The sequence below is a fragment of the Shewanella sp. JNE2 genome (assembly GCF_023159115.1).
GTDB classification, from domain to species: Bacteria; Pseudomonadota; Gammaproteobacteria; order Enterobacterales; family Shewanellaceae; genus Shewanella; species Shewanella putrefaciens.
In genome coordinates, this window is the sequence record NZ_CP096169.1 from 2227524 (window position 1) to 2249308 (window position 21785).

At 42.9% G+C, this 21785-nt stretch carries 19 protein-coding genes and 2 tRNA genes; 9 read left to right on the forward strand and 12 right to left on the reverse strand.

Going from position 1 to position 21785, the window contains the following annotated elements:
• Positions 1–7: 7 nt before the first annotated feature.
• From lolA to lrp, 3 genes are all read right to left on the reverse strand, one after another.
• Positions 8–634: an outer membrane lipoprotein chaperone LolA gene (lolA, locus tag MZ182_RS10060; RefSeq protein WP_248069638.1), complete on the reverse strand. Its 627-nt coding sequence runs from the start codon at positions 632–634 to the stop codon at positions 8–10.
• 76 nt (positions 635–710) lie between these two features.
• Positions 711–3401 carry a DNA translocase FtsK gene (locus MZ182_RS10065; RefSeq protein ID WP_248069636.1) on the reverse strand — a complete coding sequence of 897 codons (2691 nt, stop codon included), beginning with the start codon at positions 3399–3401 and terminating at the stop codon, positions 711–713.
• Positions 3402–3730: 329 nt separating this feature from the next.
• The gene (gene lrp / locus MZ182_RS10070; protein ID WP_007647640.1) at positions 3731–4237 is read right to left on the reverse strand and encodes a leucine-responsive transcriptional regulator Lrp; all 507 of its coding nucleotides are present in this window, start codon (positions 4235–4237) and stop codon (positions 3731–3733) included.
• Between the two features lie 179 nt (positions 4238–4416).
• On the opposite strand from lrp, the gene ald reads away from it, so the two are divergent.
• Entirely contained in the window at positions 4417–5532 is a 1116-nt protein-coding gene (gene ald / locus MZ182_RS10075; RefSeq protein ID WP_011789322.1) for an alanine dehydrogenase, read from the forward strand.
• Between the two features lie 253 nt (positions 5533–5785).
• Complete coding sequence (gene trxB / locus MZ182_RS10080) at positions 5786–6739, forward strand: thioredoxin-disulfide reductase (protein ID WP_248069634.1); 954 nt, start codon at positions 5786–5788, stop codon at positions 6737–6739.
• 249 nt (positions 6740–6988) lie between these two features.
• Here trxB and rplT read toward each other — a convergent pair whose 3' ends face one another.
• The 4 genes from rplT to thrS form a co-directional block, all read right to left on the reverse strand.
• The gene (gene rplT, locus MZ182_RS10085) at positions 6989–7345 is read right to left on the reverse strand and encodes a 50S ribosomal protein L20 (RefSeq protein ID WP_006081652.1); all 357 of its coding nucleotides are present in this window, start codon (positions 7343–7345) and stop codon (positions 6989–6991) included.
• 16 nt (positions 7346–7361) lie between these two features.
• A complete protein-coding gene (gene rpmI / locus MZ182_RS10090; protein WP_011919318.1) occupies positions 7362–7556 on the reverse strand; it encodes a 50S ribosomal protein L35 in 195 nt (64 codons plus the stop codon).
• 83 nt (positions 7557–7639) lie between these two features.
• Complete coding sequence (gene infC / locus MZ182_RS10095; RefSeq protein WP_014610565.1) at positions 7640–8182, reverse strand: translation initiation factor IF-3; 543 nt, start codon at positions 8180–8182, stop codon at positions 7640–7642.
• Positions 8183–8185: 3 nt separating this feature from the next.
• The gene (thrS, locus tag MZ182_RS10100) at positions 8186–10114 is read right to left on the reverse strand and encodes a threonine--tRNA ligase (protein ID WP_011789318.1); all 1929 of its coding nucleotides are present in this window, start codon (positions 10112–10114) and stop codon (positions 8186–8188) included.
• A 400-nt stretch (positions 10115–10514) separates the two neighbouring features.
• On the opposite strand from thrS, the gene MZ182_RS10105 reads away from it, so the two are divergent.
• A complete protein-coding gene (locus MZ182_RS10105) occupies positions 10515–10715 on the forward strand; it encodes a CPXCG motif-containing cysteine-rich protein (RefSeq protein ID WP_248069632.1) in 201 nt (66 codons plus the stop codon).
• Here the strand turns inward: MZ182_RS10105 and MZ182_RS10110 are convergent.
• Entirely contained in the window at positions 10712–11341 is a 630-nt protein-coding gene (locus MZ182_RS10110; protein ID WP_014610563.1) for a riboflavin synthase, read from the reverse strand. The genes MZ182_RS10105 and MZ182_RS10110 overlap by 4 nt on opposite strands.
• 34 nt (positions 11342–11375) lie before the next feature.
• Between MZ182_RS10110 and MZ182_RS10115 the strand changes: the two genes are divergently transcribed.
• The 4 genes from MZ182_RS10115 to eco all read left to right on the forward strand — a co-directional run bounded on the left by MZ182_RS10115 (position 11376) and on the right by eco (position 14298).
• Positions 11376–12755, forward strand: a complete 1380-nt coding sequence (locus MZ182_RS10115) for an MATE family efflux transporter (protein WP_011789315.1) — start codon at positions 11376–11378, stop codon at positions 12753–12755.
• Between the two features lie 376 nt (positions 12756–13131).
• Positions 13132–13208: transfer RNA gene (locus MZ182_RS10120), tRNA-Val, on the forward strand.
• 52 nt (positions 13209–13260) lie between these two features.
• Positions 13261–13337: transfer RNA gene (locus MZ182_RS10125), tRNA-Val, on the forward strand.
• 409 nt (positions 13338–13746) lie between these two features.
• Positions 13747–14298 carry a serine protease inhibitor ecotin gene (gene eco / locus MZ182_RS10130; protein ID WP_011919322.1) on the forward strand — a complete coding sequence of 184 codons (552 nt, stop codon included), beginning with the start codon at positions 13747–13749 and terminating at the stop codon, positions 14296–14298.
• Between the two features lie 80 nt (positions 14299–14378).
• On the opposite strand, the gene MZ182_RS10135 is transcribed toward eco, so the two are convergent.
• From MZ182_RS10135 to MZ182_RS10145, 3 genes are all read right to left on the reverse strand, one after another.
• On the reverse strand, positions 14379–14654 hold the full coding sequence (locus MZ182_RS10135) for a hypothetical protein (protein WP_011789313.1): 276 nt from the start codon (positions 14652–14654) through the stop codon (positions 14379–14381).
• An 18-nt stretch (positions 14655–14672) separates the two neighbouring features.
• Positions 14673–16652 carry an ATP-dependent DNA helicase RecQ gene (locus tag MZ182_RS10140; RefSeq protein ID WP_248067044.1) on the reverse strand — a complete coding sequence of 660 codons (1980 nt, stop codon included), beginning with the start codon at positions 16650–16652 and terminating at the stop codon, positions 14673–14675.
• A gap of 211 nt (positions 16653–16863) precedes the next feature.
• Positions 16864–17187, reverse strand: a complete 324-nt coding sequence (locus MZ182_RS10145) for a hypothetical protein (RefSeq protein WP_011789311.1) — start codon at positions 17185–17187, stop codon at positions 16864–16866.
• 254 nt (positions 17188–17441) lie between these two features.
• On the opposite strand from MZ182_RS10145, the gene MZ182_RS10150 reads away from it, so the two are divergent.
• Positions 17442–19499, forward strand: coding sequence for a PhoX family protein (locus MZ182_RS10150; RefSeq protein WP_248067041.1), 2058 nt, complete (start codon positions 17442–17444; stop codon positions 19497–19499).
• Between the two features lie 94 nt (positions 19500–19593).
• Here the strand turns inward: MZ182_RS10150 and MZ182_RS10155 are convergent, their stop codons facing one another.
• The gene (locus tag MZ182_RS10155) at positions 19594–20364 is read right to left on the reverse strand and encodes a tRNA-uridine aminocarboxypropyltransferase (protein WP_011789309.1); all 771 of its coding nucleotides are present in this window, start codon (positions 20362–20364) and stop codon (positions 19594–19596) included.
• A gap of 160 nt (positions 20365–20524) precedes the next feature.
• Between MZ182_RS10155 and ampC the strand changes: the two genes are divergently transcribed.
• Positions 20525–21709 (forward strand): class C beta-lactamase, encoded by a 1185-nt coding sequence (gene ampC, locus MZ182_RS10160; RefSeq protein ID WP_248067038.1) that lies wholly within the window; start codon positions 20525–20527, stop codon positions 21707–21709.
• The last annotated feature ends 76 nt before the right edge of the window (positions 21710–21785 follow it).

Genomic DNA, 21785 nt, shown 5'->3' on the forward strand with positions numbered 1-21785 from the left:
CTCTGACCTAGTTAAGCGTTTTAAGACGCTGATCATCGATATCGACATTCTCAGGTAAAACAAACTTAAACAACGCCTTGTCTTCAGTTGTGATGACTTTTTGATTGCTTAAATCAAACTGGCTGATATTTCCTTTGTCATCAAGTACATTGAACTTAGTCAGTTGTGAATTTTTAAAACACACACTCACAGTCACAATGCCCGAATCAATAGCTTTAGGTCGAATGTCATAACAATCTTGCTTTTTGGTCACCGAATATTGTGACCAAGTGGTGTCATCTCGGTGAACTAATAATGCAATAGGTGAGGCATTGATTGCCTCTGCAAAATCCATAATCACCACTTCCTCGGCAAAAGGATTGTAAATCCACAAATCTTTTCCATCAGCGACGATTTGTGATTCATCGGGTGAGGTTAAGTGCCAATAAAATTGGTTTGGATGTGCTAGAGCTAAGATACCAGAGCCAGTTTGGATCACTTTTTTGTTCACATCGGTCACGGTTTGCTTAAAATCCGCCTTGAGTGAGGCCGTGTTAACCAGTGTGTTCCTAAGTTGCTGCGCATCATCAGCAAAAACAGCAGTGCTATATAATAAAGGTGACGTTAACATCACTGCGCATAAAAGGTTTTTCATCTTAATCCTTACTGCTTAAAAGTCGTTAACATGGCCAGACTTTCATCTGGCCTAATCGTCGGCATTGAGCCCACAATTAGTAATGTTTTGGGGGCGGAGGCGCCAGCACTTCGCGGTTACCATTATGCCCCTGCGCCGATACTATTCCTTGCATTTCCATCTGTTCAATAATACGTGCGGCGCGGTTATAACCAATCTTAAACTTACGTTGCACGCTGGAAATGGATCCCCGACGAGTTTCAGTCACAAAAGCGACGGCTTCATCATAAAGCGGATCATACTCCTCATCAGACTCCGCGGTTTCTCCTGGCAGCAATACCTGCTCACCATCACTGACACCGTTGAGAATTTCATCAATATACTGTGGTTTACCGCGGGCACACCAATCAGCCACTACACGGTGAACTTCATGATCGTCAATAAAGGCGCCATGGACCCGATTGGGTACTGCAGTTCCTGGTGGCAAAAACAGCATATCCCCCATACCTAGCAAGGTTTCTGCGCCCTGTTGGTCCAAAATCGTGCGCGAATCGATCCGCGATGAGACTTGGAACGCCATACGTGTAGGGATGTTGGCTTTAATTAAACCGGTGATCACATCCACCGACGGTCTTTGAGTTGCAAGGATTAAATGGATCCCGGCAGCACGCGCTTTTTGAGCGATACGAGCTATCAATTCTTCTACTTTTTTACCGACAATCATCATCATGTCAGCAAATTCGTCGACCACGACGACAATCGAAGGCAACTTATCTAACGCGGGCGCTTCGGGTTCCATGCTGTCCGACGACTTCCACATTGGATCTAAAATCACTTCACCGTTCGCTTTTGCTTCAGCAATCTTAGCGTTATATCCTTTGATATTACGTACGCCCATCATTGACATCAGTTTGTAGCGGCGCTCCATCTCGCCCACACACCAACGTAGTGCATTTGCGGCTTCTTTCATATCGGTGACGACTTCACACAATAAATGCGGAATACCTTCATAGACAGAAAGCTCCAACATTTTGGGATCTATCATAATAAAGCGCACATCTTCAGGGCCTGACTTGTACAGTAAACTGGTGATCATCACGTTTACGCCCACTGACTTACCAGAGCCCGTCGTACCGGCTACTAATAAATGTGGCATTTTACCAAGATCAACAACAACTGGATCACCGGCAATATCTTGGCCTAATACCATAGTTAAGTTGGATTTACTCTCAGTAAAGGCGGCACAATCTAGCACATCGCGCATAAACACGGTTTCGCGGAATTTATTGGGTAATTCGAGTCCGACATAAGCCTTGCCCGGAATAACTTCAACAACTCGCACACTTTCAGCCAATAAAGAGCGCGCTAAATCCTTAGATAGATTAGATATCTTTGATGCTTTAACACCTGGAGCCAGTTCTAATTCAAAACGGGTGATAACAGGACCAGGATAAACCCCAACGACATTAGCAATAATATTGAAATCTGCTAATTTAACTTCAACCAAACGGGCAACTTGGTCAAGTTCTTCAGGACTTATTGGATTCTTCTTACGATCGGGTATATCCAATAAGCTGATGCTGGGCAAAGGGTCCATCGGTTTTTTCGGTGCGGGTTTGTTTTCTTGTCCTGGCAAAACCACAATACCATCGACAATTTTAGCTTTTTGATCTTGCAGCTTACGCTGCGCTTGATTCACAGCACCTGTTGACACTTTAGTATCAAAATCAATCACATCATCATCACTAAAGCCTAACTCCTCATCCTCAGCATCATCAGTCAACGCGTCATGACTGAATATGGGTTCATGTTCATCAATATCAAATACATGAGTATCAAGATCAGCAACCTCATCATGTACTGTATTTTGCTTCGCTACCCAAGGCGGAGTCTCAAAATGACCATGTTCAGCAATCGCCTGATGATCTATTTGGGGTTCAACTCTTTGATTAGATTTATTTCTAGCTCCATTTAAACTCAGAATTTTTGCAAGTGAGGACAACTTAGCTTTTTTGCTCGGGACTTCATCCATGATAGTGTCATCATGGTTAGCTGCAGCTATCGCCATCGCAGGTTCCCGCATACGAGGTTGTTCAAGTACATGTTGGGAGTCACGACGTTGCTTAAATTTATCCACGACAGACATAAAGCCACGAGTATCTTCAGTTTCATCTTCTCGCTTAAAAACTTGAGGTAAACTTTTAAGTCTTTTATAGATCCAAATGGAAGCAAAACCGACCTTTTCTACCACCGTCAGCCAACTTATTCCCGTCAACAATGTGAAGCCAGACCCTAAAAAACAGAGTAATAACAATGTAGTACCAAGCTTATTGAAATACGGCAACATCGCTTGCCCTATCACATCACCCGCAACGCCCCCTGCAGAAAACTCATAGATATTATTGGCATTCATGCTCGCTAAGGCCGAGACACCCAGAATAAGCAATAAAAAACCAATAATCCGTAGTGCAACCGAAAAGTAATCGATTTCAAGTAAATCATGGGCGCGCTTAAAAAGTAGCCATCCGGTAGAGGCCACGATGATCGGCATGATATAAGCCGTTACCCCGAAAAAGTACAATAGAATATCGGCTATCCACGCTCCCACTGCACCAGTCCAGTTTTTTATATCGCCTTGAAAATGCGATTGACTCCAACCAGGATCGGACGGACTAAAGCTGGTTAAGGCAAGTAAAATATAAGTGGCAAGAACACAACAAATGATGAGTCCGCCTTCTAGCAGACGTTGCAGCCCAGTGAGCGTGCGTACACTATTTCCTTGAGACAAACGACATAATCCATAAAAAGTGAAAACAGGTGAGCTAACGATACCAGAATCCTACTAAATGTGGAGCATATTAGCCGGATTTTCTCCTAAGATGTGGGCATAATTAGTAAAAATTAACCTAACATTGCGCAATGGGTGTTTTTTGGGCAACAATCGTTTATGACACAACGACTTCCCGAATGTGATTTATACAAAACTGACACAAAAATAAGCCCCTAAACTGCTAAGCTTAAGGGCTGTGCAAGGTTAACGATAAGGTAAAAACGGTACACAGATTAATAAATAAGGGGCCTTGGCCCCTTATGGTAAAACCAAACAATCAGGGTAATTTAGATATCTGAGAGTAGATGATTTATTGCTACGCGACTGGTGTGTTTAACTTCTTCCATTACAACATAAGTGCGAGTATCAGAAACAGAAGGTAATTTGAGCAATGTTTCCCCAAGTAGACGGCGGTATGCCGACATATCAGAAACTCGCGTTTTTAATAAGTAATCAAAATCGCCAGAAACTAAATGACATTCTTGAATATCATCGAGTAGTTGCACTGCACGATTAAACTTATCAAACACTTCGGGAGTATCACGGCTTAATGTGATTTCCACGAATACCAGTAGGGATGCACCCAGGAAATGAGGATTAACCAGCGCAGTATAACCGTTGATATATCCCTGCTTTTCGAGTCGTTTCACTCTTTCTAAACATGGAGTAGGACTTAGCCCTACTCTTTTTGATAGCTCCACATTTGAAATGCGGCCATCAATCTGTAATTCATTCAGAATGTTGCGATCGATGCGATCCAAGTCTTTTACAGGACTCTTTTTATTATATGCCATTTATTTAACCTTGCTTTATCACTAAAACAACATTTTATTCTACGTATGTCCAAAGTTCAGCAGCATAAACTGCATCGCCGTTACTATACTAGATATCCCTGAATTAATCACGTTCAGGTCACGATAAAATAACAATTATGCCCATTAAAAGTGGGTTTTCAGGCAATTGAGGCTCAAAGATGATTATTGGTGTTCCAAAGGAAATTAAAAACCACGAGTATCGTGTCGGCATGGTCCCTTCAAGTGTTCGTGAATTAACCATAAAAGGCCACGAAGTATTTGTTGAAACAAATGCCGGCACGGGAATAGGTTTTTCAAATCAGGATTATGTTGATGCTGGCGCCACAATTTTAGCGACCGCATCAGACGTTTATGCTAAAGCAGAGATGATTGTAAAGGTAAAAGAGCCTCAAGCTGTTGAACGCGCAATGTTGCGTCACGATCAAATCTTATTCACTTATCTACATTTAGCGCCTGACTTACCCCAAACGGAAGATTTAATTAAAAGTGGTGCCGTATGTATCGCTTACGAAACGGTGACCGACGATCGTGGCGGCCTTCCCTTGCTAGCCCCTATGTCAGAAGTCGCGGGTCGTATGTCGATCCAAGCTGGTGCGATGGCATTAGAAAAATCTTCTGGTGGTAGAGGTATGTTACTCGGCGGCGTACCTGGTGTTGAGCCCGCCAAAGTCGTCATTATTGGCGGCGGAATGGTCGGTACTAACGCCGCTCAAATGGCAGTTGGAATGGGTGCTGATGTTGTTGTACTTGATCGCAGCATTGAAGCACTTCGCCGTTTAAATGTACAATTTGGTTCTGCTGTAAAAGCGATTTACTCCACCGCTGATGCTATTGAACGTCATGTTATTGAGGCTGATCTTGTGATTGGTGGCGTGCTGATCCCGGGGGCTGCAGCCCCTAAATTGGTGACTCGTAGCATGATTTCCCGCATGAAACCGGGCAGCGCTATCGTTGATGTGGCAATCGATCAAGGCGGTTGTGTTGAAACGTCACACGCAACCACGCATCAAGATCCAACTTATATTGTTGATGATGTTGTACATTATTGTGTAGCGAACATGCCAGGTGCCGTTGCTCGTACTTCCACTTTCGCACTGAACAATGCAACGCTACCGTACATTCTTAAGTTAGCGAATTTAGGTTATAAAGAAGCATTGTTACAGGATAAACACCTGCTCAACGGCCTGAACGTCATGCATGGTAAAGTCGTCTGTAAAGAAGTTGCCCATGCACTTAACCTTGAATACACTGCGCCAACAACCTTATTTGCCTAATTTGTTTTCTGATAACCTCTTATCTTGATGTAACAAATGTTCTACCGGCCTCAACATTTTGAGGCCGTTTTTTTATTATGATGACAAAATAGCAAACTAAATAAATCCTAAAAAGTTGACAGCGTAAATCCACATGCTCAACACGTCATCATTAATCGATGAGTATAATCTAAAATAATCGCCAAACTGCGCTTTACCCCTACAGGTAAATTCCCTACAATCGCCCTAATTTGCTAAAGGCACGGAGATAATAATGAGCCAGATCAGACATTGTAACTTATTGATTTTGGGTTCAGGCCCAGCAGGATATACCGCAGCCGTTTATGCTGCGCGTGCTAATTTAAAACCCGTGATGATCACAGGTATGCAGCAAGGTGGCCAACTAACCACGACGACTGAAGTTGAAAATTGGCCGGGGGATGCAGATGACTTAACCGGTCCAGCCTTGATGGAACGTATGCAGAAGCATGCTGAAAAGTTCGATACTGAAATCTTATTCGATCATATCAACGAAGTGACCCTTACCGAGCGCCCTTTCCGTTTGAAAGGCGACAACGGCGAGTACAGTTGTGATGCGTTGATCATTGCAACAGGCGCTTCTGCCCGTTACTTAGGGCTTGAGTCGGAAGAAGCATTCAAGGGCCGCGGCGTATCAGCCTGTGCGACCTGTGATGGTTTTTTCTATCGTAATCAAAAAGTTGCTGTGATTGGTGGTGGTAACACTGCTGTTGAAGAAGCCTTGTATTTAAGCAACATAGCGGCTGAAGTGCATCTTATTCATCGTCGTCACACTTTCCGCTCAGAAAAAATTCTGATTGACCGTCTGATGGATAAAGTCGCCAACGGCAATATTATCCTCCACTTAAATCAAACTATGGATGAAGTGGTTGGTGATGCCATGGGCGTTACCGGCCTTAAGATGAAGAGCACTAAAGATGACTCTATTACTGACTTAGCCGTTGCTGGCGTATTTGTCGCGATTGGCCACAGCCCCAACACCAGTATCTTCGAAGGCCAATTAGAGATGAACCATGGCTACTTAAAAGTACAAAGTGGTCTTCAAGGTAATGCGACCCAAACCAGTATTGAAGGTGTCTTTGCTTGCGGCGACGTGATGGACCAACATTATCGCCAAGCTATTACTTCTGCAGGCACTGGTTGTATGGCAGCACTCGATGCCGAGCGTTATTTAGACGCTAAAAAATAAAACGACCCACTTTTTGAACAGATAGCAGGCTTAGCCTGCTATTTTTTGGGCCCAACATTGTTAACTGATCACAAACTTTTTACGGGCAAAGTAAATCAATAGGATTCACGCGCTCAGAGCCTTTGCTTCACTATTCTCAATAACGAATCAGTTATGAGTGCTTAGGTAAATAACATTATTCGGTAATCAAAAATAGCGCACAAAAAAAGGGACCAAATGGTCCCTTCTCTACAGCAACAAACTAATTTCTTAGTTTAATGCTTCTTTTGCTTTTTCGACTAACGTTGCAAATACAACTTTATCGAATACAGCGATGTCAGCCAAAATCTTACGATCGATTTCGATAGACGCCTTTTTCAGACCGTTGATGAAACGGCTGTAAGACAGACCATTTTGACGAGCCGCAGCATTAATACGTGCAATCCACAGTTGACGGAATTGACGTTTTTTCTGACGACGGTCACGGTAAGCATATTGGCCAGCTTTAGTGACTGCTTGTACAGCAACACGGTAAGTACGGCTACGAGCGCCATAATAACCTTTAGCTAGTTTTAAAACTTTCTTGTGACGAGCACGAGCGGTTACACCACGCTTAACTCTTGGCATTTTCTAATCTCCTAAATTAAGCGTAAGGTAATTGACGCGCGATTGCTGGAACGTCAGCTTTTGATACTAAACATTTAGCACGTAAGTGGCGCTTACGTTTAGTACTTTTCTTGGTCAAAATGTGACGTAAATGTGCTTGCTTACGCTTGAAACCATTGGCGGTTTTCTTAAAACGTTTCGCTACACCTCTGTCGGTTTTCATTTTAGGCATTACTAAAACTCCGCATTGGGATGTTATATAAAAAGCAAGGCGAGCAAAGGCCATAGACCTTTGCTACTTTAGGGTTGCCCTACTTATTTCTTTTTAGGCGCTAGCACCATAATTGCTTGTCGACCTTCCATTTTAGGGAAAGATTCAACAACCGCATACTCGTCCAAATCAGCCTTGATACGGTTCAGAAGATCCATACCTAGGTTTTGGTGGGCCATTTCGCGACCTCGGAAACGCAGCGTAATCTTCGCTTTGTCCCCGTCTTCCAGAAAACGTATCAGGTTGCGTAGTTTTACCTGATAGTCGTTTTCGTCAGTTCCAGGACGGAATTTAATTTCCTTAACCTGAACCTGCTTTTGCTTCTTCTTTTGTTCCTTTTGCGCTTTCGCTTTATCAAATAGGAACTTACCGTAGTCCATAATGCGACATACTGGAGGTTCAGCATTTGGGCTGATTTCTACTAGGTCTACACCTGCTTCATCTGCCAAATTCTGAGCATCTCTGATGCTTACCACACCAATAGCTTCACCATCAATGCCTGTTAAACGTACTTCAGGTACGCCTGTGATTTCTTCATTGATTCTATTAGGGGCCGGCTGACGCCCTGCTGTTTTTTTGATCTTTATGACCTATTCCTCCAACAATTTGAGACTACGGAGCGAAATCTGTTGATGGATTTTAGTGGCGAAATCTTCAAGTCGCATCTTACCTAAATCGATACCATCACGGGTACGCACCGCTACTTCCTTATTTTCCATTTCTTGATCGCCAACGACCAACAAATAAGGGACACGCCTTAAGGTGTGCTCGCGTATTTTAAAGCCTATTTTCTCATTCCTCAAGTCAAAAGACGCTCGAATACCTTGTTCTTTGAAGAATTTGACGATTTCTTGAACATAATCAGCCTGTTTGTCGGTGATATTCATCACAACAACTTGCATAGGGGCCAACCACGTTGGGAAACGTCCTGCATATTCTTCTATCAAAATACCCAAGAATCGTTCCAAAGAGCCTAAAATAGCACGATGGATCATGACAGGGGTCTGACGGCTGTTATCTTCGGCAACATAAGTTGCACCAAGACGGTTTGGTAAAGCATAATCGAGCTGCACAGTACCACATTGCCATGCACGGTCCAAACAATCGTGTAAAGTAAATTCGATTTTGGGGCCGTAGAACGCACCTTCACCTGGTAAAAGGGTGAACTCAATGTTGTTTGCACGTAAAGCCTGTTTTAATGCTTCTTCTGCTCTGTCCCACATGGCATCGTCACCGATACGTTTTTCTGGGCGCGTCGACAGTTTTACGACGATGTTTTCAAAACCGAAAGTAGAATATGTGTCGTATACCATTTGGATACAGGCACTCACTTCTTCTTGAACTTGATCATCAGTACAGAAAATATGGGCATCATCTTGGGTAAAACCACGTACACGCATTAATCCATGCAATGAGCCTGAAGGTTCATTACGGTGGCAGCAACCAAATTCCGCCATACGCAGTGGCAAGTCACGGTAAGATTTCAAGCCTTGGTTGAAGATCTGCACGTGGCCTGGGCAGTTCATTGGCTTGATAGCATATTCGCGGTTTTCACTGCTGGTCGTGAACATGGCTTCTGAGTATTTATCCCAGTGACCAGAACGCTCCCACAACACGCGGTCCATCATTAATGGGCCTTTCACCTCTTGGTAAGTGTATTGGTTTAGCTTACGGCGAATGAATCTTTCTAATTCGAGGAAGATGCTCCAACCGTCGTTATGCCAAAACACCATACCAGGCGCTTCTTCTTGCATATGATACAAGTCGAGCTGCTTACCGATTTTACGGTGGTCACGCTTAGCCGCTTCTTCAAGACGGGTTAAGTGTGTACTCAGGGCTTTTTTGTCGGCCCATGCGGTACCATAGATACGTTGCAACATCTTATTTTCTGAGTTGCCACGCCAATAAGCGCCGGCAATGCTCATTAATTTGAAATGTTGGCAGAAACGCATGTTAGGTACGTGCGGTCCACGACACATGTCTGTGTATTCTTCGTGATGATATAGCGCAGGTGTCGCGTCTTTGCTGATATTTTCATCCAGAATGGCAATCTTATACTCTTCACCGCGCGCCGCGAATGTATCACGGGCTTCTTGCCAGCTAACGACACGTTTTACAACGTCATAGTTGGTTTTTGCCAGTTGAAGCATGCGCTTTTCTAAGGCTTCGATGTCATCTTGAGTCAGCTTGTGCTCAAGGTCGATATCATAATAAAAGCCATTATCGATAACAGGACCAATCGCCATCTTGGTTTCTGGCCACATTTGCTTAATCGCGTGACCTAATAAATGCGCGCAAGAATGGCGAAGAATTTCAACACCTTCTTCGTCTTTGGCGGTAATGATTGATAGCTCAGCATCGGTTTCAATGAGATCGCAAGCATCTTTTAATTCGCCATTAACGCGGCCAGCGATACAAGCTTTAGCAAGACCAGGGCCGATATCGGCGGCGACATCGAGAGTCGATACAGCATGAGCAAACTCGCGTTTGCTACCATCGGGAAGTGTAATTACAGGCATGAAATGTCCTTTCCAGTGGTGACCCACACGTAGGGCCACTTGGTTTTAGTTAATGTAAGAGAAATGCTCGCTAGGTTAAGACAGTACAGGAGTCTTAGCCGCCTTGCGTAGCAGGGCGTTTATTCTACGGGATTGGCGTCAAGGGGTGCAAGTAAATTGGCTAAATTGCGTGGCATTGCGCAATAAAGGCAAATTCATGATTTTGCAGTGTGTTGGCAACTTGCTAGTGATGAAATTGAGGGGCTAATTACGGTAAAAGAGTCATGTTTGATCCGTATGAGCAATTCATCCGTTCACTTGGTTCACCACAATTGCAGCTATACTTAGTAAGCCCTATGGGAACAGCCATGTATCGTATGGGGGATATTCTTTCATCCCACTTGAAAGAAGGAGTAACAATATGAGGATCATGAAGAAGGTTATCGCCTGTCCACACTGCGGGCATCATCAACATATCAGTATCGATGCCAGCAGTGGTGATCAAGATTATTACGATGATTGTCGAATTTGCTGTAATCCAATCCATTTACGCTTACATATAGATGAGTTGCGGCGCACGATTGAGTTATACGTAAACTCAGATGATGAGCAAATTTATTAATTATTTAATGAATACTCGCTCAAGCGTTTGGCCAGTACACGCTCGACAGTGTCGACGATGACTTGCGTTTGACTGTCGATTTCAATATTCAATTCATCACCTACTTTACACTGACCTAAATTGGTGAGCTTGAGTGTTTCTGGAATCAAGTGCAGCATAAAACTTGTCTCTGTCACCTCACCCACCGTTAGGCTGCAACCATTTACACCTACAAATCCTTTATAAAATATATAGTCCATCCATTTAGGTTCAATACTCAATGTCAAATCGTAATGCTGTTCTGTGTGGCTAATATTGGTAACTTTAGCCTTTGTATGGATATGGCCAGAAAGAATATGCCCTCCAATTTCACTACCAAAAGTTAACGAGCGTTCAACATTAACGTATTGACCTACAGACAAATTAGCGAGATTCGTCAGTCGTAATGTCTCTTCCACTACGTCGAAAAATACCCTATCATCAACCACCTGAGTCACTGTAAGACATACCCCGTTATTTGCCACACTTGCACCAATCGCAAGTCCCTCATGCAAATCAGGTTTAAACGCTACCTCAAGGGTATTTAGGCCATCTTTCTTATGTATTGCAACCACCTCGCAGGTGGCTTGAACTATACCTGTAAACATTTATTACTCGCTTATTCGTTAAAGGCTGTATTTTATGAAACATTCAGGCTTCCAAGCCAAACGCTTAATCCAACTTGCACTGCCAGTGTTCATCGCCCAAGTCACCCAGACAATGATGGGATTTATCGATACTGTTATGGCGGGACGAGTCAGTGCCGTTGATATGGCGGCTGTGGCCGTAGGAACCAGCCTTTGGCTGCCCGCTATTTTATTTGTTCAAGGTTTACTGATGGCTTTTACCCCCTTATTTGCCCATTTTAATGGTGCAAATAATCAAAAAGCGATTCAACCTTTAGCCTTTCAAGGGGCCTATCTTGCCATCATTGGCGGCATTGGGGTGATGATTTTCCTCGCATCGGCACCTTTTGTACTTGGCCATATGGACTTAGAACCTGAATTGTACCGCTTAACCATAGGTTATATCGACGGTATTTTATGGGGTGCACCGGCATTTGTGTTATATCAAGTATTAAGAGGCTGTAGCGAAGGGATCTCATACACTTTACCGACAATGGTTATTGGGTTTGTCGGATTAGCCGTCAATATCCCTGCCAATTACATTTTTATTTATGGTCACTTTGGCGTTCCTGCAATGGGCGGTGCGGGTTGCGGGGTTGCAACGGCCTTGGTTTTTTGGGCAATGCTGATTGCAATGACTATTTATATGCAATTTCACCGCAAATTTGCCGCACTTGCTCCTTTCAGTAAATTTCATCGACCAGAGTTTAAAACGATGAAAAAAATGACGAAGCTCGGCATGCCAATAGCTATGGCGCTGTTTTTTGAAGTGAGTTTATTTGCAATCATTGCATTGCTTCTGGCGCCTTTAGGTGCCACTGTTGTAGCTAGTCACCAAATTGCCCTCAACTTCTCCGCAATTGTTTTTATGCTGCCTTTATCTATTGGTATCGCAGTTTCGATCAGAATTGGTTATTACTTAGGCCGAGATCGTAGCGATATTTCTGCCGTTGTGGCCAAAGTGGGGTTATGGCTAGCGCTGTCTCTCGCTCTTTCCACTGCGGTGTTAACGGTACTATTTAGATTCCAGATTGCTGAACTCTATAACAATGACCCAGATGTCGTTGTGTTAGCTGGTAGTTTGATGTTGATGGCCGCGTTATATCAATTATCGGATTCAGTCCAAGTTGTTGCGGCGGGCGCCCTACGGGGCTATAAAGATACTCGTAGTGCTTTTTATATCACGCTCTTCTCCTACTGGGGGATTGGCATGACACTAGGCTATACCTTGGCTTATACGGATTATATTGTGCCAGCTATGGGCGCCCACGGATTTTGGACTGGACTTATCGCAGGACTGACCTCGGCAGCGCTGCTGTTTTTTATACGCTTACGCTATATCCAAAAGCATGGAGTACATTTAAGCCTTATTGAAGGTGATAGCGCACACCATTAATGCTCACTTAGATTGCAAGAAGTATGAGCGGCAATCGTAGTTATGATATTAACGATAAAAATGGCGAGCCTCTTGGCTCGCCATTTTTTATCGTTTTGATTTTGATGGAAACGATTGGAACAAGACCACTCGCAATAAGAAGGTTATGCATATCAATGTTGAAACTCTGGACAAGTTGCACAGCAATTCACCATTTGACGATAAAATTGTTTTTTTTGCTTGCCAGCCTTTCGCTATCACCCTAATATAGCGCTCGCTCCAAAGCGCAATAGCTGTTAAAACGGCTTGTAGCTCAGTTTGATAAAAGTATCACTACTTACTCATTTGAGAACAAGCGATGAAAATTGGTGGTTAAGACTACCAAAAAATAGACAATGCACCCGTAGCTCAGTTGGTTAGAGCACTACCTTGACATGGTAGGGGTCGGTGGTTCGAGTCCACTCGGGTGTACCACTCTTTTCACAGAGTATAAAAAGTGACTTCTTCTTATTAAAAAGTAAACAGTGCACCCGTAGCTCAGTTGGTTAGAGCACTACCTTGACATGGTAGGGGTCGGTGGTTCGAGTCCACTCGGGTGTACCAATTCTCACTTTAAATTCATATGCTTCAACAATCTTATCCAATTGCCCCTGCTCTATTACCTTTTCTATATTTATATTCCTTAGCTTTGCATCATCTATGATCTGGTTGATAATAAAAAAATCCTATAGCACTGCATTTTCAAAAAGAGCCTTTTAAAACTTCTTAAGTGGTCATTCAGTACCATATCGGTATCTTCATTTTTTAAACCACTTACATCAATATCACTTAGGGTACACATCTCGGTCGAAGATGAATTAAACTTGAATAGGTACAACAAATTCATTGGGTGAAATTTTCCAATACTTTTAACCCTTTTTAAATTCTGTTTCGTTTGTAGGGGCAGAAGCTCGACAAAGAGCGGAACTTTTTGTTTATACGACGACTTATTTGAACCATTAGGGAGAACACAATGAAATTGACTCATCTACTTAATGCTGTGATGGTACCTCTTACTTTTGCATTGTTATCTTTTAACGCTGCTGCGGTGAGTCCACCCAATCAAACAGGATTAAATGCACCTATGATCAGCGTGATGAGTTTCACATCAAAAAATTACACGCAGCAAGAAGCCACTAAAATGTTCCCTGTACCTAATGTAGGCATGGTGCAACATATTCTTACACTACCTAAGTTAGAGAATGAAGAAGACTATATGCTTGAAGTCCAAATAGGCCAGACTCAACTCATCGACTGTAACAAACACAGTTTAAACGGCGAGCTGAAAGAACATTCAGTACAGGGATGGGGTTACAACTATTATCAAGTGGATGAGGTCTCAGAAGGTCCAAGCACCATGATGGCTTGCTTTGAACTTGCTAAAAAAGAAGCTTTTGTACGCATTCCTGGTGAGTTAACAATGCGTTACGATAGCCGTTTACCTAAAATATTTTACCTACCAGAAGGCACTGAATTACGTTTTAGAACGTGGAAAGTAGATTCTGCCTTTCAGTATGCTAAATAAAATATTCTGAATATCCTGTTTGAAGCAAATGCCCTTCGGATCTGGACTGACATGATAGAGTCAAGATCCGATGGGCATTACTAAAATCTTTTAATTCTAACTACTTGCATAATCTCGATTTCAAAACCTGCCACCATTTCGGTTTCAGGATAATAGACAACACTCACTTTTTGCCCTTGTAAATTTTTGTATTTTTTTACACGACGAAATTTAAATGGCACATCACAGTTTTCGAGCATCACTGTATGTTGCACCCATTCGCCCTTTTCTCTTTGAGTATGGGATAACACAGTCACTTCGCCTGAATGAATTAATCTCTCATGGTTGGCGAGCATCTTTTTAACAGCCTTATTCATGTTCGATCCTTTTATCATCTAGCCCGCCAGTAGTGACGTAACTTTCTGTTTTATTTCTGCATATCTTAATTTTTCACAACGACCAAATCCCTTGAGTTTACGGATCTGTAGTCGACTAAAAAGAGGAACCATCATGCCAGCTAGAAATCGGCATTGAGTATCGAGTGACAACGAAAGTATACCTTTCATTTTTACGTGGGTTTGTAGTTCGAATAAATCGGCACGGATTTGTGACTCATCAGGCCAAACAGGATCTGCAGAATACGTTAACTTAGCCACATTTCCGCGGCAAACACTGCAATGGCCGCAATATTGTGGTGTGTTTTGGTCATCAAAGTAACGAGATAAATTGTAGCTCAGACACGTATCTAATTCGAAAAAACGCACTAATTGTCCAATACGTAAAATTTCTTTATGTTCTTTTTCCACAAAGTATTGGTGAAGATTGTCTACAAGGGAGATCTGAGCCAATATTGTATTATTCACTTGATAAACATCGGTAATTTTTTTAGTTTCTAGTTCAATCCATTGTTTATCTGCCAGATATTCCAGTGCTGTTAATACTTTACTGCGTTCAGCTTCCGTTGCACTGTAAAGTGCATCAACATCTAAAACACCCCAAACCCGCTTCATGTGTGTGTGAGTAAAAATTTGCGATAAGAATGCCTGCCGCTCTGGATTAAATGCACTTAAAATTTCTGATTTATCTTTGATGAAGCGATAGGTTACATCAGCATAGTAAGCATAAAGCGGTTTAATTACGCCTTGTATTTCTAACTGAACTAACAGTGTTTTTAATGGTAACTGACGGATATTACTGATGCTAGATAACGTATTTAACTGATGTTCCCAACGTCCTTGATGTTGTTCTTGCTTGATATTTTCAATAATGAGCTCAATACCGCTTCGTTCTGGCGTGTCACCATAAACAAAATTTTCGACTGTATTCATTCCATCAAGATTAGCCAAGGTCACGCAGTGCGAGTGTTGACCGTCTCGACCCGCTCGCCCAATTTCTTGACTGTAATTCTCAATGGATTTAGGTAAGTCATAATGGATAACAAAACGAATATTGCTTTTATCTATCCCCATACCAAAAGCAATCGTCGCGACCACCACTTGCACTTTATCCTGCATAAAATCATGTTGAACTTGCTGGCGTTTTACATCGTCAAAGCCTGCATGATAAGCACGAGCAAGGATCCCTTCTTGTGTGAGCAAATCCGCAACTTGTTCTGCCGTATGTTGAAGAGTGACATAGACAATACCCGCTCCTGCATATTGGCGGACTTGCCTATACAGTAATGCATTTTTTTCTTGGCTTAATACAGGGATAACACATAAATCTAAATTGGGGCGATAGAATCCTGTTTGAACTATGTGTTTAGGAGCGATATCAAACCGCGCCGCCATATCCAACTTCACCTTACGGGTTGCGGTTGCCGTTAAAAGTAGCACTAGTGGGATCCCAAGCTCCCGTCGATAATCGGGTAACTTTAAGTAATCCGGTCGGAAATTATGTCCCCATTCTGAAATACAATGCGCCTCATCAATAACCAGCATTGAAATGGCAACCGACTGGATAAACTGCCTAAAGCGTTCATTTTTAAAACGCTCAACCGATACCATCAAAATCTTTAGCTTGCCCGACCGCGCGTCCATCATAACTTGCTTAGTCTGCTCAGCATTGAGAGTTGAGTCTATGCTTGCCGCTGCAATTCCCTTGGCTTGCAAAAACTCAAGTTGATCCTTCATTAATGCTAGCAAGGGGGATACCACTAAGGTCAAGTGGGGCAACTGTAAGGCAGTAAATTGATAACACAAGGACTTACCTGATCCAGTCGGAAAAATGGCGAGGCTAGATTGTCCTGCTAATAGCTGCGAAATCGTTTGGTATTGACCATTCCTAAAGGCTGAAAAACCAAATTGTTGCTGCAATAAAGTGCTATAACTGTCAGCCTTATCTGCAAGAGGCTTTTCTGGGGTTGAGTGAAACATTGCCTAACCTTAGGGGTGAACAAGCTGAAATGCGAAACCGATGTACAGTTTAACAAATTTTGTCCGACTTTATGGGGTTAATTACTGCGATAAGGAGATCCGACTGAATCGACTTAGTTCATTTCGTGTTTAGCGTAGCAAGCTAGGTAGGCTACATAAGTTATGGGAATCTTTTTAGACAGCGATAAAAATTTATTACATCAATACGTTATCACTTTCGCGCTAGATAAAGATTAATCAGTGACGCTAATTTATTTTCAAACCGTTCTTCAAAAACCTCAATATCACGCCCAATCAGATGAAAGTATTTACTCGCCTGTGTCCGTGAAAGCAGTTTATTTGCCACACTATATTGCATTTCATCGAGTGTTTTATCGTACCTTGGTGTAAGTAACCAAGTTCCAACATCCACATCAAAATGTTGCATCGCCTTTTGTGCTAAAGCACAGAAAGCTTCAATATGATCTTTTCCATCAGGACCAAGACAACCTGGCTCGATACGGCACAACACGGCAATTTTTCTGTCCTCAGCCATTTTTATATCCCTAAAATGATTACAACGAAACTCATACGATACATATCAGAATGACTGATTTTACGTGAGTGTATGTATATGTCACGTGCTTTGTATCAATTGATTTTAGCGTGATTTATGACTTACTCGACCGTGAATATAAAAATATTTCAGGATATTGCAGTATTTTTGTCATCTAAATTCAACTTTATTGTCACATAGAGTCATTAGGCTGGGCCTCGAAATTTAATTCATATCACATATTGGAGTGAAATATGAGCAAGGCCACCTTTGATCCTACACTTTATAATAAAAGTAATAATGAGCCGTTTAACCAAGTGTTGGATAAGCATTTATCTCGCCGAAATTTTGTCAAAAGCGGATTGGGCCTTGGTGCCATGACCGCTTTTGCAGGAATAGGACTAACAGGTTGTGGTTCGGATAGCTCACCAGCACCGACGCCAGTTGATCCAGTTCCCACATTACCCCCCACAAAAAGCAGCGCCAAATTAAACTTTACATCTGTGGCAGGTGCTCGACTGGATGCCGTTGTGATACCGGAAGGTTATACCGCACAGGTACTCGCTCCTTGGGGAACACCGTTAAATTCAAAAGCCGCACCATGGAAAAGTGATGGCAGTAACACTGCAGACGATCAAGCCAATTCAGTTGGGATGCATCACGATGGTATGCATTTTTTCCCATTAAATGATGCCGGTAATGATGGCTTACTCTGTATAAACCATGAATATATTGATGAAGATGCATTGCACCCAGCCGGACCGACCGTAGATGCCACCACAGGTTTACGCACCATTGTCGATGAAATTCGCAAAGAAATTAATGCCCATGGTGTCACTGTCGTGCGGATCAAACTGGTTAATAATCAGTGGGAAGTCGTTCTAAATGACAGCCATAATCGTCGTTTCACGGGCGCAACAGTAATGGATATGGCAGGCCCTCTGGCTTATACCTCTCTGCTCGAAACTCGTTATTCACCCGATGGCAGTCAAGCCCGCGGTACCTTAAATAACTGCGGCAATGGTTATACTCCATGGGGAACTTATCTCACTTGTGAAGAAAACTGGCCTGAGTATTTTGCAAACCGCGGTACTTTGAAACCCGATCAAAGCCGCATTGGTATCAGCAAAACCAGTACACGTTATGGTTGGGACCATCTTGCTGGCCATGATGAAGAACGCCTCGATGAATTTGCACGTTTTGATATCACTCCCAAGGGTGCAAATGCTCAAGATGATTACCGCAACGAAGCAAACGGTCATGGTTATATTGTAGAAATAGATCCGTTCAATCCTGCATCACGCGCAGTAAAACGTACCGCATTAGGACGTTTTCGCCATGAAGGTTGTACTTTTGGAAAATTAACTGAAGGTAAACCTGTGGTGTTTTATTCGGGTCATGATGCTCGTTTTGAATACCTCTATAAATTTGTTTCAGCGGCTGCTTGGGATGCAAAAGATGCCAATAGTAGCAATCGTATACAAACGGGCAATAAGTACATGGATGAAGGGACTTTATATGTTGCTAAATTCAACGAAAATGGCGGTGGTGTTTGGTTACCGTTAACCTTAGATAGCCAAACCTCAGACGGTAAAACACTCGGTGATACTTTCGCCAGCTTGGCTGATATCATTCTCAATACTGCAGGAGCCGCCGATCTTGTTGGCGCAACACCGATGGATCGTCCTGAATGGTGTGCTGTTGATCCCTTTACAGGTTCAGTCTATTTAACCTTGACCAACAACTCGAAAAGAACCGAAGCACATCCTGCAAACCCAAGACTTAAAAATAACTTTGGTCATATTATTCGTTGGGACGAAGGTGATAAAGTCACTGAGTTCACATGGGATATTTTTGTATTTGGTTCACCAAGTGATGGTAATACCGAGACAAACTTATCAGGTTTAACGGATTTGAATCAATTTGCGAGTCCCGATGGTTTAGCTTTTGACCAACGGGGTATTCTGTGGGTGCAGACCGACAACGGTGCTAAGGAAGTCGCGGAAGAAACTAACGATCAGATGTTAGCAATTGTGCCTTCTACCTTGGTTGATAGCCAAGACAAACAACTGACAGTCACAGCAAATAACCAAATGGAATTAAAACGCTTCTTTGTTGGCCCTAATGATTGCGAAGTGACAGGATTTGCAGTTAGCCCTGATTACACGTCAATGTTTATTAATATCCAACATCCGGGTAATTGGCCCTACTCTGCCAATGCTGCTGAGCAAACTCCAGCGGGAACCACTCTTCGCCCTCGTTCTGCAACAGTGCTTATCCGTAAGCAAGATGGTAAACAAGTTGGGGTTTAACCATAGCAGTTAAAAATAAACGCAATTAAAGCAAAACTCCCCTACTTGTTAGGGGAGTTTTATTTGTGAAGTTTCTTTCTTCCACTGAAATAAATTAAACACTGGGCAAAATGGCATTTGCCTTTTCATAAGCCGCTTCAACAGCATCTGTAAAGGATGAAATGGGTAAAAGATCTTCTCTACAACGCCGATTACGACCAAGTAATGATGATTCAACAAACAAATCAAACCAAGTGCTAAGGGCTTTGCTATTTGCCTCCTCACCTATCGCGGCTAACGCTAAAGAAGCGACCTCAGCGGTACCCAGTTGAAAGTCGTGACTCCCCTTTCGTAGCGCATATGTCGCAAGCGTATCGGGATCGAATGATAATAAGGGCAACGAGTGCAAATAAGGACTCTTACGGAACATTTTTATCGCTTCACGCCAACTGCCATCAAGCATGATCAGCAGCGGCCGTTTACCTTCAGCTAATGTCGACATAGGTACTTGATTTAGTACAATCTGCCCTTGCTCTGCATATTGGGCTGGAAACACTAAATAAGGTTGATATTGCGGCGACTCAAGCAAGCCAAGCAACTCAGCTTCAGGTTCTGTACGTGACCAAATATAGGCATGAGTATCAGGAATAAGATCCGCAATGAGTCGGCCACTATTCGTCGGTTTTAACACTTCATCGTTATACATGATCAGCAAAAAACTGGCTTGAGTCTGTAACTGACGGCGCAGCGCACAGGTACAAAACTGCTCACCTAAAAGGCATAATGGGCAGCGGATCAATTTTTTGCCACGGGCACCAAAAGGCTTAGTCGAAATAGACTTACGGTACTCATATAAACGGTGGACGGCATGGGGGGCTAGAGCCATAAAAACCAATTCTCTTTCAAACTTATGATAAGCTGCAATAGAGGGCTTTTAATCTTCCCTATTGCGGCGACGCAGTTTATCCCTTGACCATCAATGGCGCAATCCACCCCATACATTATCGCCATAAAAAGCACATCCAATTTTTGATTACAGGTAAATTATGCAACAACATACCCTACTCGCTTCAATGCCATTATTAAGCAGCGTACTGCTCAGTGTAACGCTATTTTCTAATGTGAGTGCAGCCCAAGCTTTAAATGCTAAGGAAATGCAATCGCTGGTAGATTCTGCGGTTAAACCTTTGATGACTGAGTACCATATCCCCGGTGCCGTAATAGGCTTAACTATTGATGGTAAAAAGTATTTTTATCGATATGGCGTCAGTTCTAAAACCTCAGGGCAAAGTGTGACTGAACATACCCTGTTCGAGATTGGCTCTATCAGTAAAACCTTTACCGCGACACTGGCAAACTACGCACAGCTTAAAGGCAAATTAACTCTCACGGATATGGCCAGTGACAATGTACCAGCATTAAAAGGCAGTCATTTTGATGGGATTAGTCTCATTAACTTAGCGACTCACACCGCGGGAGATCTGCCAATGCAAGTACCCGATAAAGTCACTAACAACGCAGAATTAATGGCTTATCTTAAACAGTGGCAACCGTCATTTGCCCCAGGGACCCACAGAAATTACGCCAATCCAAGCATTGGCCTGCTCGGGATGATTGCCGCGCAGAGTTTGAATCAAACATTTCAGCAAGCACTTGAACAAACAATCTTTCCGCAATTAGGTATGACCAGCAGCTATGTCAAGGTTCCCAGCGACAAAATGGCCGATTATGCCCAAGGCTACAATAAGCAAGATATGCCGGTTCGGGTCAATCCCGGCGTATTAGCCGATGAAGCCTATGGCGTTAAAACTACAGCCACAGATCTGCTGCAATTTGTGGAAGCCAATATGCAAATGCACCCACTTGCCAAACCTCTGCAAACGGCAATCGATGAGACTCACAGGGGATACTTTGATGTGGGCGTAATGACCCAAGATATGATTTGGGAACATTATTCCGATCCGATTGAGCTCGATAAGCTACTTATGGGCCACACTCAGGAAGTGGTGTTTGGTAGTACGCCCGTTAACCCCATAGTGCCACCCCTTGAACCGCAGCAAAATGTGTGGACCAATAAAACAGGCTCAACTGGTGGTTTTGCCGCTTATGTAGCCTTTATCCCCGCGCAAAAGCTTGGGATCGTCTTACTAAGCAATAAAAATTATCCCGTTCCACCACGGGTGACTGTGGGCTACCAGATTTTAACTGGCATAGAAAAATTGCAAAAATAGCATCACGTTAGCATTAAAGGAGATAGGCCTATTTGCGATCTCCTATTTTATTTGTACCTTACCCATATTTTTAGCG